Origin of the sequence: Streptomyces sp. CA-181903 (assembly GCF_050937075.1) — a bacterium.
GTDB lineage: Bacteria > Actinomycetota > Actinomycetes > Streptomycetales > Streptomycetaceae > Streptomyces.
On sequence record NZ_JBNJLY010000001.1, the window covers coordinates 3,926,225 to 3,940,351 of the forward strand.

The 14,127-nt window shown below is 73.0% G+C and carries 14 protein-coding genes; 9 read left to right on the top strand and 5 right to left on the bottom strand.

Translation table 11 applies throughout. The features are described from left to right. Nucleotides 1–215 precede the first annotated feature (215 nt). Nucleotides 216–1,946, top strand: a complete 1,731-nt coding sequence (locus ACQEVS_RS17565; RefSeq protein WP_433021469.1) for a mycolysin — start codon at nt 216–218, stop codon at nt 1,944–1,946. A gap of 30 nt (nt 1,947–1,976) precedes the next feature. Here ACQEVS_RS17565 and ACQEVS_RS17570 read toward each other — a convergent pair whose 3' ends face one another. Continuing rightward, nucleotides 1,977–2,873 (bottom strand): HAD family hydrolase, encoded by an 897-nt coding sequence (locus tag ACQEVS_RS17570; RefSeq protein ID WP_433021471.1) that lies wholly within the window; start codon nt 2,871–2,873, stop codon nt 1,977–1,979. A 146-nt stretch (nt 2,874–3,019) separates the two neighbouring features. Here ACQEVS_RS17570 and ACQEVS_RS17575 point away from each other — a divergent pair, with 146 nt between their 5' ends. From ACQEVS_RS17575 to pspAB, 5 genes are all read left to right on the top strand, one after another. Continuing rightward, on the top strand, nt 3,020–3,922 hold the full coding sequence (locus ACQEVS_RS17575; RefSeq protein ID WP_433021473.1) for an LLM class flavin-dependent oxidoreductase: 903 nt from the start codon (nt 3,020–3,022) through the stop codon (nt 3,920–3,922). A gap of 48 nt (nt 3,923–3,970) precedes the next feature. Then, a complete protein-coding gene (locus tag ACQEVS_RS17580) occupies nt 3,971–4,240 on the top strand; it encodes a hypothetical protein (protein WP_433021475.1) in 270 nt (89 codons plus the stop codon). Then, nucleotides 4,237–4,638 (top strand): DNA-binding protein, encoded by a 402-nt coding sequence (locus tag ACQEVS_RS17585; protein ID WP_433021477.1) that lies wholly within the window; start codon nt 4,237–4,239, stop codon nt 4,636–4,638. Before ACQEVS_RS17580 ends, ACQEVS_RS17585 begins: the two co-directional genes overlap by 4 nt. Nucleotides 4,639–4,798: 160 nt before the next feature. Further along, nucleotides 4,799–5,716: a zinc metalloprotease HtpX gene (gene htpX / locus ACQEVS_RS17590; protein WP_433021479.1), complete on the top strand. Its 918-nt coding sequence runs from the start codon at nt 4,799–4,801 to the stop codon at nt 5,714–5,716. Nucleotides 5,717–5,725: 9 nt separating this feature from the next. Further along, nucleotides 5,726–6,310 carry a PspA-associated protein PspAB gene (gene pspAB, locus ACQEVS_RS17595; protein ID WP_433021481.1) on the top strand — a complete coding sequence of 195 codons (585 nt, stop codon included), beginning with the start codon at nt 5,726–5,728 and terminating at the stop codon, nt 6,308–6,310. On the opposite strand, the gene ACQEVS_RS17600 is transcribed toward pspAB, so the two are convergent. From ACQEVS_RS17600 to ACQEVS_RS17615, 4 genes are all read right to left on the bottom strand, one after another. After that, nucleotides 6,240–7,244 carry a MerR family transcriptional regulator gene (locus tag ACQEVS_RS17600; RefSeq protein WP_433021483.1) on the bottom strand — a complete coding sequence of 335 codons (1,005 nt, stop codon included), beginning with the start codon at nt 7,242–7,244 and terminating at the stop codon, nt 6,240–6,242. The genes pspAB and ACQEVS_RS17600 overlap by 71 nt on opposite strands. Nucleotides 7,245–7,275: 31 nt before the next feature. Beyond that, nucleotides 7,276–8,178, bottom strand: coding sequence for a metal-dependent hydrolase (locus ACQEVS_RS17605; RefSeq protein WP_433021485.1), 903 nt, complete (start codon nt 8,176–8,178; stop codon nt 7,276–7,278). Between the two features lie 113 nt (nt 8,179–8,291). After that, a complete protein-coding gene (locus ACQEVS_RS17610; protein ID WP_433021487.1) occupies nt 8,292–10,118 on the bottom strand; it encodes an SDR family oxidoreductase in 1,827 nt (608 codons plus the stop codon). Beyond that, nucleotides 10,115–11,038 (bottom strand): M24 family metallopeptidase, encoded by a 924-nt coding sequence (locus ACQEVS_RS17615; RefSeq protein WP_433021489.1) that lies wholly within the window; start codon nt 11,036–11,038, stop codon nt 10,115–10,117. The genes ACQEVS_RS17610 and ACQEVS_RS17615 overlap by 4 nt, the downstream gene beginning before the upstream one ends. A gap of 251 nt (nt 11,039–11,289) precedes the next feature. On the opposite strand from ACQEVS_RS17615, the gene ACQEVS_RS17620 reads away from it, so the two are divergent. The 3 genes from ACQEVS_RS17620 to ACQEVS_RS17630 are packed head-to-tail and all read left to right on the top strand — an operon-like array spanning nt 11,290 to nt 14,121. Beyond that, nucleotides 11,290–12,324, top strand: coding sequence for an ABC transporter ATP-binding protein (locus ACQEVS_RS17620; RefSeq protein WP_433021491.1), 1,035 nt, complete (start codon nt 11,290–11,292; stop codon nt 12,322–12,324). After that, nucleotides 12,314–13,213: an ABC transporter permease gene (locus ACQEVS_RS17625; RefSeq protein ID WP_433021493.1), complete on the top strand. Its 900-nt coding sequence runs from the start codon at nt 12,314–12,316 to the stop codon at nt 13,211–13,213. Before ACQEVS_RS17620 ends, ACQEVS_RS17625 begins: the two co-directional genes overlap by 11 nt. Then, the gene (locus ACQEVS_RS17630) at nt 13,210–14,121 is read left to right on the top strand and encodes an ABC transporter ATP-binding protein (RefSeq protein WP_433021495.1); all 912 of its coding nucleotides are present in this window, start codon (nt 13,210–13,212) and stop codon (nt 14,119–14,121) included. Before ACQEVS_RS17625 ends, ACQEVS_RS17630 begins: the two co-directional genes overlap by 4 nt. The last annotated feature ends 6 nt before the right edge of the window (nt 14,122–14,127 follow it).

The window sequence follows — 14,127 nt, forward strand, 5'->3', positions numbered from 1 at the left end:
GAAAATCAACCTCCGCTTATCGCATTGCCATGCTCAGGCCATGGTGTATGGTTCCGACCGCTGTCACCCAGAGTGCTGCTTTGGCCAGTGGTCCCCTCGCCGGACGATCACGCCCGCACCCCGGGGGCAGTGCGCAACTCCCCCACAGCGGCGCCCGCGTGGCCCGGAGCCGATCGGCCGGAACCGGACAGCGCACGCCGCGGAAAGGTTTGCTCATGTCCGGAAAACGGGCCAAGAGACGCGTCCTGAGACCCGTCCCGCTGACCGCCCTCGCGGGCGTCGGCGCTTGCCTGGTGGCCGCCGCCGTCGTACCGTCCGCGTTCGCCTCGGATGCCGCGCGTACCGAGGCCCGCGCGGCCGCCGCCCCCAGCGGCACCTGCACCATCCGCTCCGCGGACAACCGCGCGGAGACACCGCTCAGTTGCCTCGGCGTGACGGCCGCCCTCGACCACCTGCCGGCCGTCGGCGAACAGGCCACCCTCACGGTCGTCGTCAAGGCGCAGGCGAGCGTCAAGAACGCCGGCCTGTCCGTCCAACTGCCGCCCGGCCTGCGAATATCCGGCAGGGATGCCGGGCTCGCCGCCCCCACCGGGGACGCCTTCGGCCAGCGCACCGGCCGGAAGCTCGCCCTGACCCCCGGCACCCGCACCGTGAAGCTCAAGGTCAAGGCCGTCGCCGCCGGGCCCGCGCAGATCCAGGCGGACATCAGCGACATCGACCACCCGGACCCGCGCCGCGCCGGACACGACTCGGTCGAACTGACCGTCGGCGCCACCAAGGGCTCCACCGGCAAGGGCGTCACGGTCTCCAAGGGGCGCGCTACCAAGGTCCCCAGCCCCGGGGCCGGTACCCGTAAACCGCGTCAGGTCGCCCCGAAGTCCCCCGCCCCCGCCCGCTCCTCGGTCGCCCCCGCCCCGTCCGCGCGGGCCCAGGTCTGCGTCGGCGGCACCTTCCGCAACCGCTTCCAGTCCGCCGAGGGCGGCGACTGGAACGGCAAGGCCGTCCGGGACGAACCGGTCAGCAACGCCAACGTCATCCTGTGGGGCAAGCCGACCGCCAACGGCGCCACGCGCCAGCTCGCCGCGGGTATGACCGGCAACGGCGACGGCAAGTTCAACCTCTGCTACACCCCGAGCACCTCCGTCACCTCAGCGGCCTGGGTGGAGTTCCGGACGCAGGCCGGCCGCATGTGGTCGGTGGTCGATGCCGACGGCGGCCTCTACGCGACCTCGTCCTACGCGCTGAACAACGTCTCGGGCAGCACCAGCCTGGGCAACGTGTACGCCAACTCGGGCCAGAGCCGCGCGTGGCACGTCCTGGACACCCTCAACAAGCTGTGGTGGAACCGCGGTTCGACGACCGACTGCTGGGCCTCCAGCGAGCAGAACGGCCGCTGCTCCCCGATCACCGTCCAGTGGTACCCCGGCTCCACCGACGGCACGTACTGGAACGGCGGTGAGGACAAGGTCCACCTCGCGGACAACGACCCGGACTCCGAGCACACCACCGTCCACGAGGCCGGCCACGCCCTCCAGGGCAAGCTCTACCGGGGCTGGTGGCCGCGGGTGAGCAACTGCTCGCCCCACTACGTCGACCGCACCTCCTCCACCGGCTGCGCCTGGACCGAGGGCTACGCCAACGCGGTGGCGTTCCACACCTTCGGCGACACCACCTACTACTGGGGCAACGGCGCGTCGCTGAACCTCGCCAACGACCGTTCCACCCGCGGCATCGACCCGGGCGACGCCTGCGAGGCGCGCGTCGCGACCGCGCTGGTCGACCTGTGGTCCCAGGTCGACGGCGGCTGGACGAAGAGCAACACCATGATGTCCCGGGACACGCAGTCCAGCTTCCGCGAGTACTTCGTCACCGACCGGCCCGCCTACGGCCTGGACACGGGTGCGGCGGCCCGCGACATCATCTGGAAGCACACCATCTGGTACTGACCGGTATGCGGTGAGCGCCGAGCGCGGCGCTCACGGGCACGCCACCCGCACGATCCGCTCGATCACCGCCGCCACTCCGTCCTCGTTGTTGGCGGCGGTGCGGTGCGTCGTGGCGGCCAGGACCTCGGGGTGGGCGTTGGCCATGGCGTAGGAGGTGCCGGCCCAGCCGAGCATCTCCAGGTCGTTGGGCATGTCGCCGAAGGCCACGACCTCCTCGGGCGCGATGCCGTGCTCGGCGCAGTAGCCGGCGAGGGTGCTGGCCTTGCTGACGCCGAGGCCGCTGACCTCCAGCAGCGCGGTGGGGCTGGAGCGGGTGATCGAACCGTGCTCGCCGGCCGCGGTGCGGGCCAGGGCGAGGAACGCGTCGGGGGCGAGCTCCGGGTGGTGGGCGAGCAGCTTGAGGATGGGCCCGCGGGACTCACCGTCCTCTCCCGCGACGGGAGCCCCGGCCAGGAACTCCTCCGCCGGGCCGACCGTCGCGTGCGGGTCGAGCTGGTACGGCGGGTACTCCGGCTCGTAGTGGAAGCCCGTCGTGCACTCGACGGCGAACGAGGTGCCCGGCACGGCGGCGCGCACCAGCTCCACGACGGCCAGGGCGTCCGCCCGCTCCAGCGGTCTGACCTCGACGAACCGGCCGCCGCCCCGGAGGTCCACGACGGCGGCGCCGTTCGCGCAGATCGCCAGGCCGTGACCGTGCACATGCGCGCTCGCGACGTCCATCCAGCGTGCCGGGCGGCCGGTGACGAAGAAGACCTCGATCCCGGCCGCCTCGGCGGCGGCCAGCGCGGCCACGGTCCGCTCGGACACCGTCTTGTCGTCCCGCAGCAGGGTGCCGTCGAGGTCGGTGGCGATCAGCCGGGGTATCGGGGCGGTCCGGCCGGCGGCCGGGGTCTCGGGCTGCTCGGTAGCTGAAGTCACGGTTCCCATTGTCGGATACCGGACGCTTCACGGCGCACGAGTGTGCGCGGCGGCGCGCTTTTGAGTCAGGGTCCCGGGGACCGTGGTGCTCATGTGGCCCGGATCAACCAGAGAGACGTGGTCGTAGCAGGGAGGCGAGACGTAGGCTCCGACGCATGAGTCTGCGCCTGAGCACCGTGATCCTCCCTGTCGACCGCTGGCACCAGGGAGGCCGTGCGAAGTGGCAGCGCGCCGAGGAGCTCGGCTTCCACGCGGCGTACACCTACGACCACCTCTCGTGGCGCACCTTCCGCGACGGCCCGTGGTTCGGCGCCCTGCCCACCCTCACCGCCGCCGCGACGGCGACCGAGCGCCTCCGCCTGGGCACTCTCGTGACCTCGCCGAACTTCCGCCACCCGGTGACCCTCGCCAAGGAGCTGATCTCCCTCGACGACGTCTCCGGCGGCCGGATCACCCTGGGGATCGGCGCGGGCGGCAACGGCTTCGACGCGACCGCGCTCGGGCAGGAGGCGTGGACGCCGAAGGAGCGGGCGGACCGGTTCGCCGAGTTCGTGGCGCTGCTCGACCGGCTGCTCACCGAGGGCGCCGTCACACAGGAGGGCGCGTTCTACACGGCCGTCGAGGCCCGGAACGTCCCCGGCTGCGCGCAGTCCCCGCGGCTGCCCTTCGCCGTCGCGGCGACCGGCCCCCGCGGGCTGAGGCTCGCGGCCCGGTACGGGCAGGCGTGGGTGACCACGGGCGATCCGAAGCTGTACGAGACGGGCACGCCCGCCCAGTCGGACGCGGCGCTGCGGGGACAGGTCGCGAAGCTCGCCGCGGCGTGCGAGGAGACCGGCCGGAAGCCCGCCGAGCCGGACCGGATCCTCCTCACCGGCTTCACCCCGGACCGCTCCTCGATGCTCGACTCGGTCGACGCCTTCGTGGACTTCGCGGGCCGGCAGCGGGAGGCCGGCTTCACCGAGATCGTGCTGCACTGGCCGGTCCCCGACTCCGACTTCGCCGCCGATCAGGCCGTCTTCGAGCGCATCGCGACCGAGGGGCTCGCGCAGCTCGGCTGAGCGCCGGCCTCCGGCCGAGGGTGTGCATATCGCAGTATGTTCGGCGGTGTGGCGGACACGACGCGCATCACGGTGACGCTGCCGACCGAGCAGGTCGCCGAGCTGAGGAAACTCACCGACAACGTCTCCGGTTACGTCGCCGAGGCGGTGGCACGCCGGCTGCGGCACCGGCTCCTCGGCGCCGATCTGGTGCGCCACCAGGAGGAACACGGGGCTTTCACGGAGGAGGAGCTGGCGGAGGCCCGCTCCCGGATCTTCGGGACGGCGGGCGCCGACGGACCGGGAGCAGGCGTCCGCGGGCCGGCGAGCGCGGGGTGAAGGAGCACGTCGAGACCGTCGTCCTCGACTCCCAAGGGGTGTCCGCCTGGATCGCGCAGGACCGGAAGGTCCTGGCCCTGTTCCAGGTGTTCCACGCCATGGGCGCCGATTTCGTCATCGGAGCCAACTCCATCGTGGAAGTCGGTCACGCGCGGGTGAACATGTCCCGGCTGCGCTGGATGCTGTCCCGCGTCAAGGTCGAGCCGGTGATCGAGAGCGCGGCGAGGGCGTCCGCGGAGTTGCTGAAAGGCGCGGGGCTGCATGGCCACGAGAACGCGGTCGACGCGACCGTCGCCGAGGTGGCCCTGCGCCGGCCTGGTCCGGTGGCTCTGCTGACCTCCGACGTCGACGAGATGGCACGGCTGTGCGGCGACCGGGTCCGGATCATCGGGCTGTGAGCCCGGATGAGCGCAATAGGCGAGGCAAGAGGGAGAATCGTGACAGAAGGGTCTTTTCCGGCGTGACGGAGGCGTCGGCGCGGCTGTCCGCGTGACCGTGCGCGCCCGACGTGACGGAGGAGCCTCCCCCGGGCGCCGGTGCGAGGACTGGGAGGCCGCCGTGCGGAAGACGACACGGGGAACACGATTCGCCCCCGACCGCGGGCTGACCACCCGCATGGTGGGCACGATGTTCTTCATCGGGCTGCTGTACGTGGTGTTCGTCGGCGTGCTGGTGGTGCTGCTGCGCGGGGCGTGGCCGATCGTTCTGGTCCTGGCGGGCGGGCTGTTCGTCGCCCAGTTCTGGTTCAGCGACCGCATCGCCGAGTTCGGGATGGGGGCGCGCGAGGTGACCCCGCGCGAGGCACCCGAGCTGCACGGCGCGGTCGACCGGCTGTGCGCCCTCGCCGACATGCCCAAGCCGCGCGTGGCCGTCGCCGACACCGACGTCCCCAACGCCTTCGCCACCGGCCGCAACCGGAACAACGCCCTGGTCTGCGCCACGACCGGGCTGCTGCGCCGGCTGGAGCCCGAGGAGCTGGAGGGCGTCCTGGCGCACGAGTTGAGCCATGTCGCACACCGCGATGTCGCGGTGATGACGATCGCCTCCTTCCTGGGCGTCCTGGCCGGGATCATCACCCGCGTCGGCCTGTGGGGCGGCCTGCGCCGCGTGGGCGGCCGGGATGCCAACACGGCCCTCCTGATGGTGGTCGTCCCGCTGGTCAGCGCCGTCGTCTACGCCGTGAGCTTCCTGCTCACCCGGATGCTGTCGCGCTACCGGGAGCTGTCCGCCGACCGGGCCGCCGCCCTGCTGACCGGCCGCCCGTCGGCGCTCGCGTCCGCGCTCACCAAGGTCACCGGCCAGCTCGCCCGGATCCCCACCCGCGACCTGCGGCAGGCCGAGCCGTTCAACGCCTTCTGGTTCGCCCCGGCCCTCTCCCGGGAGACCCTGAGCGGCCTGCTCTCCTCGCACCCCCCGCTGGAGCGGCGGCTGGACCAGCTCGGCCGGATCGCGGCGGCCCTCGGACGGGCGGGGTGACGGCGACCCATGGGCCTCCTGGACGTGATCCTCGGGCGCACCAAGCCCGTCCGCCCCGATCTCGACCGCCTCTTCGCCCTGCCGTCCGCCGCCGTCACGCTCCGCGCCGGCGCGGGGCTGGAACCGACCGGGCGCGGCTCGGTCTGCTTCGCCAGCGTGGAGGGCGGCGCCTTCGACGCGCTGCGGGAGGACGTCCGGCGGCTGCTCGACGCGGACACCGCGCGCGGCGGGACGCCCGTCGAGTTCCGGCGAGATCCCTACGGGTACACCTGGCTGCTGGCCCAGGAGCCGCCCGACGACGTCCCGGCCCTGGTCAACGACCTGCACGCGGTCAACACGCTGCTGGAGGACGCCGGGTTCGGTCCCCAGCTCCTCTGCTCGCTGCTGGGCTTCCGGGACGGTCGCGGACGCCCGCTCGCCCTCGTCTACCTCTACAAACGCGGCACGTTCTACCCGTTCGCGCCCGTCGAGGGCGCCCGGGAACGACGCGATCACGAACTGGAGCTGCGGACGAGGGCACTGCTCACCGACGACCTGCGGATCGAGGACGATCTGAGCCGCTGGTTCCCGGTGTGGGGCGCGCCGGGCCTGTGACGGCCTGGCCCGCGCCCTGCCGATGCCGCTCGACGAGGCCGTCCATCGCCCGCGCCCGCGCCTCCCGTTCCGCCGCGGCGGCCACGAAGGCCCCCACGCCGTCCGGGCCGACCAGGTCCCGTACCGCGTCCACCGTCGCGGCGGGCAGCTCCACCGCGACCCCGGCCTCGGCCGTCGCGACGGCGGGAGCGCTGCCGTTGACCTCCCACAGATGGCGGCGCAGGTTCCGGACGGCCAGCAGCCGCATGGCGCGGGCGAGTTCGGCGTCCACGGTCTGCTGGGCGAGCGGCCGCAGCCGGCGTACGAGGGCGGCGGCGCGGTCCGCCTCCTCCTCGGACGGCGCGTGGTCGAGGTACGGCCGGAAGACGTGCTCGGTGGTGAAGTCGAGGAAGCGGCCGGCGAGGTGCTCGACCTGGGCGCGTACCTCCCGCAGGTGGGTGAGGATGGCGCGCAGCGGGACGCCGGAGGCGTGCAGTTCGGCGGCGACGGCGAGCTCCTGCGGGCTCGGCACCAGGAAGGTGTCCGGGGAGCCCGGCACCGGTTCGAGGACGCCCAGCTCCACGGCGTCCTCGACGGCGGCCTCGTCCGGCACGCCCCCGAACCGTTCGACCAGGTCGGCGCGGGTGACGCGGCCGGTCCGCTCGTCCGACCACGGCCCGTCCACCTCCGCGACGAGCCCGAGGATCCCGCCGAGCCCCCGCCCGGCGTCCCAGGCGTCCAGCAGTTCCTTGATGCTGGCGAGGGTGTAGCCGCGTTCCAGGAGGTCGCCGATCCGCCGGAGCCGTTCCAGATGGGCGTCGCCGTAGACGTTCGCCCGGCCGCGCCGCTCGGGCTTGGGGAGGAGGCCGCGGTCCTGGTAGGCGCGGATCGTGCGGACCGTGGCGCCGCTGAGGTGGGCCAGGTCCTCGATCCGGTACGCCGGCGGTTCGTTCAAGGGTCGCTCCTCCCGGAAACCACCCGTCACTCTACGACGCGACCGCGCCGCCGGGCGCCCGCCCCCGGCCCGCGGCCGGCGAGGCCGCCAGGTAGGCGACGGCCCTGCTCAACGACCCCTCCTGCGACGGGTGGTACGAACGCCGGAGGTAGCGAGGGACGGCCGCGCCCAGCTCACGCCAGGTGGGCAGCAGCCCCTTGTCGACGGCCCGCTTGTGGTGCCGCAGGGTGTAGCGGAGCCGCTTGGCGAGCCGGGGGTCGTGCCGGATCAGATAGGCGGCGCCGCGCCCCCACAGGTACGTCAGGACGGGCGCGGTGATCGCCATGCCGAGCACGCGGCGGGCGTAGCGGCCGGGCTCGTCGCCACCGCAGTGCTGGTACATGTCGAAGGCCACCGACCGGTGTTCGACCTCCTCGGCGCCGTGCCAGCGCAGCAGGTCGAGCATCACCGGGTCGGGCCGGGCGGCGTCGAGGGCGTCGGCCCGCAGCACCCAGTCGCCGAGGACGGCGGTGAACTGCTCCACCGCCGCGATCACCGACAGCCGGAACCGCAGCCACTCCCGCTCGGACACCGGCAGCCCGAACGGCGGGCGCTCGCCGAGCAGCACGTCGAAGAGGAAGTCGACCTGTCTGGTGTACGGACCGGTGTCCAGCTTCTGGTGGGCCAGGTGGTCGAGGACGTAGGAGTGCTGGACGCTGTGGGTGGCCTCCTGGCCCATGAACCCCTTGACGTCTTTCAGCAGTTCGGGGTCCCTGACCAGCGGCAGGGCCTCCTTGAAGACCTTGACGAACCACCGCTCCCCGGCGGGCAGCAGCAGGTGCAGCACGTTGATGACGTGGGTGGCCGTCGGCTCGTCGGGGATCCAGTGCAGCGGCGTCTCCCGCCAGTCGAAGGAGACGCGCCGGGGGGTTATGGGGTGGTGGTCGGTGGTCATGCGGGGTCCTCCTTCGAGGGCTTCAAGGGCTGTGGGGCTTGGGGTTGTCGCGAGGCTCCGAATGTGGCGGACGCCGTGACGGCTTCGGGGCGGCCGATGGCGGAGGCGCCGGGTCAGAGCCGGGGTTCGGCGCGTGCGACGGCCCGCCGCAGGCGGGGTGCGAAGCGGGCGAGGAGGCGGAGGCCGTGCGCCTCGGGGGTGACGGGGACGACGGGCAGGTCGTCGTGGACGGCCCGCAGGATCGCGTCGGCGACCCGCTCCGGCGGGTAGTTGCGCCGCCCGTACAGCCGGGTGGTCCGCTCCCTCAGCCGGCGCTGCTCCTCCGCCGGGACGCCGGTGAAGAGGGTGGCGGACGTGATGCCCGTGGCGACGATGCCGGGGCAGACGGCGGTGACGCCGATGTCCCGGTCGCCGAGCTCGGCACGCAGGCACTCGGAGAGCATCAGCACCGCCGCCTTGGAGGTGCTGTAGGCGGACAGCCTCCGGGAGGGCTGGAAGGCGGCGGCGGAGGCGGTGTTGACGATGTGGCCGCCCTCGCCGCGCTCGGCCATCTGCCGGCCGAAGAGGCGGCAGCCGTGCAGCACGCCCCACAGGTTGACGTCCAGGGTCTTCCGCCACGCCTCCGGCGGCGTGTCGAGGAACGGCCCGGCGACGCCGATCCCCGCGTTGTTGACCAGGACGTCCACGACGCCGTGGGACTCGGCGGTACGGGCGGCCAGCTTCTCCATCGCCGCCTCGTCGGAGACGTCGACGCACTCGGCCCACGCCCCGGGCGCGCCGAGGAGCCGGGCGAGCTCGGCGGTGCGCGTCGCGCCCTCCGCGTCCCGGTCCACCGCGACGATCCGGGCACCGGCCTCGGCGAAGGCGAAGGCGGTGGCCCGGCCGATGCCGCTCGCGGCGCCCGTCACCAGGACGAGCCGCCCGGCGAAGCGTTGCGCGTACCGCTCCGGACGGGCCTTGCCGGACCCGGGGAGGGGGCGCCGGACGGGGACGGCCGACGGGCCGTCCGCCTGCCGGCCGACGAACTCGGTGATCTGGTCCGCCAGTTGCCCGGGACGTGTGCGCGGCACCCAGTGACCCGCGCGCACGGTGCGCCGCACCAGGCCGGGCGCCCAGCGCTCCAGGCCGTCGTAGAGCCGTTCGGAGAGGAACGGGTCGTCGGTCGGCGTGATCAGCTGCACGGGGGCGTGCGCGTACGCGTCGGGGCGCGGGCGGCGCATCCGCTCCCGGACGTTGTCGCGGTAAAGCCAGGCGCCGTGCGCGGCGTCGGTGGGCAGGGACGCGGTCGGGTACGGCCCCTTCGGCACCTTCTCGGACCGCTCCAGCAGGCCCGGCCACCGCCGGCCGAGCGGCCCCCGCCAGGCCGCCTCCGGCAGCACGGGCGTGTGCAGCGCGTACACGTACCAGGACCGGGCGCCCTGCCCGAGCAGTTGGGCGGCGCGGCGCGGGGTGGGCCGGGCGGCGCGCTCCTTGATCCAGTGGCCGAAGTGGTCGAGCGAGGGCCCTGAGATGGAGGTGAAGGAGGCGACGCGCCCCTCGGTGCGAGGGACGGTGGCGAACTCCCAGCCCTGCACGGATCCCCAGTCGTGTCCGACCAGGTGCACGGGGGCGTCGGGGCTCACCGCGTCCGCGACGGCGAGGAAGTCGTCGGTCAGCTTCTCCAGGGTGAAGCCGCCGCGCAGCGGGCTGGGCGCCGTGGAGCGGCCGCAGCCGCGTACGTCGTAGAGCACGACGTGGAAACGTTCCTGCAAGTGCCGGGCGACCGGCGCCCAGACCTCTTTGCTGTCCGGGTAGCCGTGGAGGAGGACGACGGTGGGGTCGACGGCGTCGCCCAGTTCGGCGACGCACAGCTCGACCCCGGCCGACCGCACCCTGCGCTCCCGCGCCCCGCCGAGCTCCGTGCCGTGCCCGCTGCCGAGCTCCGTGCCGAAGGCGTTCATCGTCCGGTTCCCTCCTGTCCGTCCCGTCCCACTGCCTGCCGCTCTGCCTGCTGCCTTGCCTGCCGTTCCGTCTGCCGCCCCGCCTGTCGCCGCCGTACGTGCGGAAGATCGTCGTCCAGCCAGAACGCGCTTTCCTCCGGATCCCGCGAGTCGGTCACCACCAGCAGCTCCTCGAACTTCACGCCCGTCCCGCGGAATCCGAGGTGCGGCTCGACCGCCCACAGCCCGGGCGTGGGCGGGTGGTCGGAGAAGCGGTACGGACTCCACAGCGGCGACCAGCCCTCCCGGTGGCCGTGCAGCGCGTCGGAGGCCAGCCCCTTCAGCGCCTGGGTGCCGAAGCCGAGGACGCGCGGCGACCGGCGCCGGTCGCGGACCCGGCCGACCTTGTGGGCGATCACCCCGAAGGGGTAGGCGCGGTGCCGGTTGGCGTAGCCCTGGCGCATCATGAGCCGGTCGACGTCCTCGTAGACCGTGCGCAGCGGGCGGCGCTCCCGGACGCCGCGCAGGACGAGGTCGCGGTGGTCGAGGAGATCGTCCAGCATCCGGGCGTGCAGCGGGTCCGGGCCGAGACAGCCGGAGTAGCCGACGTCGGCGGTGAAGCCCCGGTACACCGGCGCGAGGTCCAGGACGAACGGCATCCCGGGCGCCAGCCGCCGGCCCGACGGGAAGAACTGCGTGGGCACCCGGAAGCCGGTGAAGGCCGTGCGGTCGCCGAACCAGGCGAAGGGCAGATGGAACCAGTCGCGCACCCCGCGCCGCCGCAGCCACTCCCGTTGCAACCGGGCGGCGTCGCGCTCGGTCATCCCGGGAACGAGCTGCGCGGCGACGGCCTCGGCGCAGTCGTAGGCGAGGCGCTGCACTTCCCGGAAGCCGGCCAGGTCCTCTGTGACGTGCGGGAGTGATGACGCGGCGGTCTTCATGACGCAACCGTCCCTGCCGGTGCGGAAGTTGACATTGATGAATGTGACAATATTTGGAGGCGGCGTCAAGGGGTGGGGCATGAGGTGCCTCCGGCAGGCCGATCCGGGGCCGTGCCCCCCGGCACCCCGATCGCCACCCCCGCCTCCGCACCCACGCCCCCGATGTCCGGTTCCGTACTTCCGGCCCATCCCCTACGGGACGGTCAGACCCGAGGACTACGCCGAAGCCGTCATCCAGACTGACGCCGACTGTGGTCCGCGCCACTACCGTCGATGACGTGACAGTGATCGCCACCGAAAGCCTCAGCAAGCGGTACCCCAAGGTGACCGCGCTCGACCGGCTCTCCGTCGACATCACTCCGGGTGTGACCGGTCTGGTGGGCGCCAACGGGGCCGGCAAGTCGACGCTGATCAAGATCCTGCTGGGGCTCTCCCCGGCCACCGAGGGCCGGGCCCACGTGCTGGGCCTGGACGTGGCCACCGAGGGCGCGGCCATCCGGGAGCGGGTCGGCTACATGCCGGAGCACGACTGCCTGCCACCCGACGTCTCGGCCACCGAGTTCGTCGTGCACATGGCGCGGATGTCCGGACTGCCGCTGTCCGCCGCGCGCGAGCGCACCGCGGACACCCTGCGCCACGTGGGCCTCTACGAGGAGCGCTACCGCCCGATGGGCGGTTACTCCACCGGCATGCAGCAGCGGGTGAAGCTGGCCCAGGCGCTGGTCCACGACCCGCGCCTGGTGCTGCTGGACGAGCCGACCAACGGCCTCGACCCCGTCGGCCGCGACGAGATGCTCGCCCTCATCCGCCGGGTCCACACCGACTTCGGCATCTCGGTGCTGGTCACCTCCCACCTGCTCGGCGAGCTGGAGCGCACCTGCGACCACGTCGTCGTCATCGACGGCGGCCGGCTGCTGCGCTCCTCCGCCACCAGCGATTTCACCCAGGCCACCGGCTCCCTCGCGGTCGAGGTCACGGACACCGACGCCCACCCGGACGGGACGGCCGCCCTCGGCGCCGCCCTGACGGCCGCCGGGCTCGCGGTCCGGGCGGCCGGCGGCGCGGGCGGCGGGTACGCGGTGGCGGGCGGCGGGCACGTCCTGCTCGTCGACCTCGCCGGCGACGAGACGTACGACGTCGTGCGCGACGCCGTGGCCGGGCTCGGGCTGGGCCTGGTGCGGATGGAGCAGCGCAGGCACCGCATCGCGGAGGTGTTCCAGGCGGACGCCGACGACAGGACGAACGACCACAGCGCGCAGAAACGGGGCACCACCCATGCCGCCTGAGACCACGGCCACGCCCGCCCAGGACGTGATCCACAACATCGGCTACCGGCCGTACACCGGCCCCCGCCTGGGCCGCGGCTACGCCCGCCGCGCGCTCTGGTCGCAGAGTCTGCGCGGCGCGTACGGGCTGGGCCGCTCGGCCAAGTCCAAGGTCCTGCCGATGACGCTGTTCGCCGTGATGTGCGCGCCGGCCGCGATCATCGTCGCGGTCGCGATCACCACGAAGCTGGACGACCTGCCGGTGGAATACACGCGGTACGCGATCCTCCTCCAGGCCGTCGTCGGCCTCTACCTCGCCTCCCAGGCGCCGCAGGCGGTCTCCCGTGACCTGCGCTTCCGGACGGTCCCGCTCTACTTCTCCCGCCCGGTGGAGCGCGTCGACTACGTGCTGGCCAAGTACGCCGCGCTCGCCTCGGCGGTGTTCCTGCTCACCGCGGCGCCCCTGCTGATCCTCTACGTGGGCGCCCTGCTGGCGAAGCTCGACTTCGCCGCCCAGACGAAAGCCTTCGCCCAAGGACTGGTCTCCGTGGCCCTGTTGTCCCTCCTCTTCGCCGGCCTCGGCCTGGTCGTCGCCGCGCTGACGCCGCGCCGCGGCTTCGGCGTCGCCGCCGTGATCGCCGTCCTGACCATCTCGTACGGCGCCGTGAGCACCGTCCAGGGCATCGCCTACGCCCGGGACAACACCGACGTCATCGGCTGGCTCGGCCTGTTCTCGCCGATCACCCTGATCGACGGCGTGCAGACGGCGTTCCTCGGCGCCACCTCCAGCTTCCCCGGCGCGCACGGCCCGGGCACCGGTGCGGGAGTCGTCTACCTGCTGGCCGTCCTCGCGCTGATCACCGGCTCGTACGCCCTCCTGATGCGCCGCTACCGGAAGGCGGGCCTGTGACAACCATCCATATCGACAACGTCTCCCGCTGGTTCGGCAACGTGGTGGCCGTCAACGACGTCTCCATGACCATCGGCCCCGGCGTCACCGGCCTGCTGGGCCCCAACGGCGCCGGAAAGTCCACGCTCATCAACATGATGGGCGGCTTCCTGGCCCCCTCCACCGGCACGGTCACCCTCGACGGGACGGTCATCTGGGGCAACGAGGAGATCTACCGGCACATCGGCGTCGTCCCCGAGCGCGAGGCGATGTACGACTTCCTCACCGGGCTGGAGTTCGTCCGCGCCAACGCCGAGCTCCACGGGCTGCCCGAAGCGGCGGCCCGACGGGCGCTGGCCACGGTCGAGATGGAGTACGCGCAGGACCGGAAGATCTCCACGTACAGCAAGGGCATGCGGCAGCGCGTCAAGATGGCGTCCGCGCTGGTCCACGACCCGTCCGTGCTGCTGCTCGACGAGCCGTTCAACGGCATGGACCCCCGTCAGCGCATGCAACTCATGGACCTGCTGCGGCGGATGGGGTCCGAGGGGCGCTCGGTGCTGTTCTCCTCGCACATCCTGGAGGAGGTCGAGCAGCTCGCGGCGCACATCGAGGTCGTGGTGGCCGGACGGCACGCCGCGTCCGGCGACTTCCGCAAGATCCGCCGGCTGATGACCAACCGGCCGCACCGCTACCTCGTCCGCTCCAGCGACGACCGCGCCCTGGCCGCCGCCCTGATCGCCGACCCGTCGACGTCCGGCATCGAGGTGGACGTCCAGGAGGGCGCGCTGCGCGTCCAGGCCGTGGACTTCGGCCGGTTCACCACCCTGCTCCCGGCCGTGGCCCGCGCGCACGGCATCCGCCTCCTCACGGTCTCGCCCTCCGACGAGTCCCTGGAATCGGTCTTCTCCTACCTCGTCGCGGCCTGAACATCC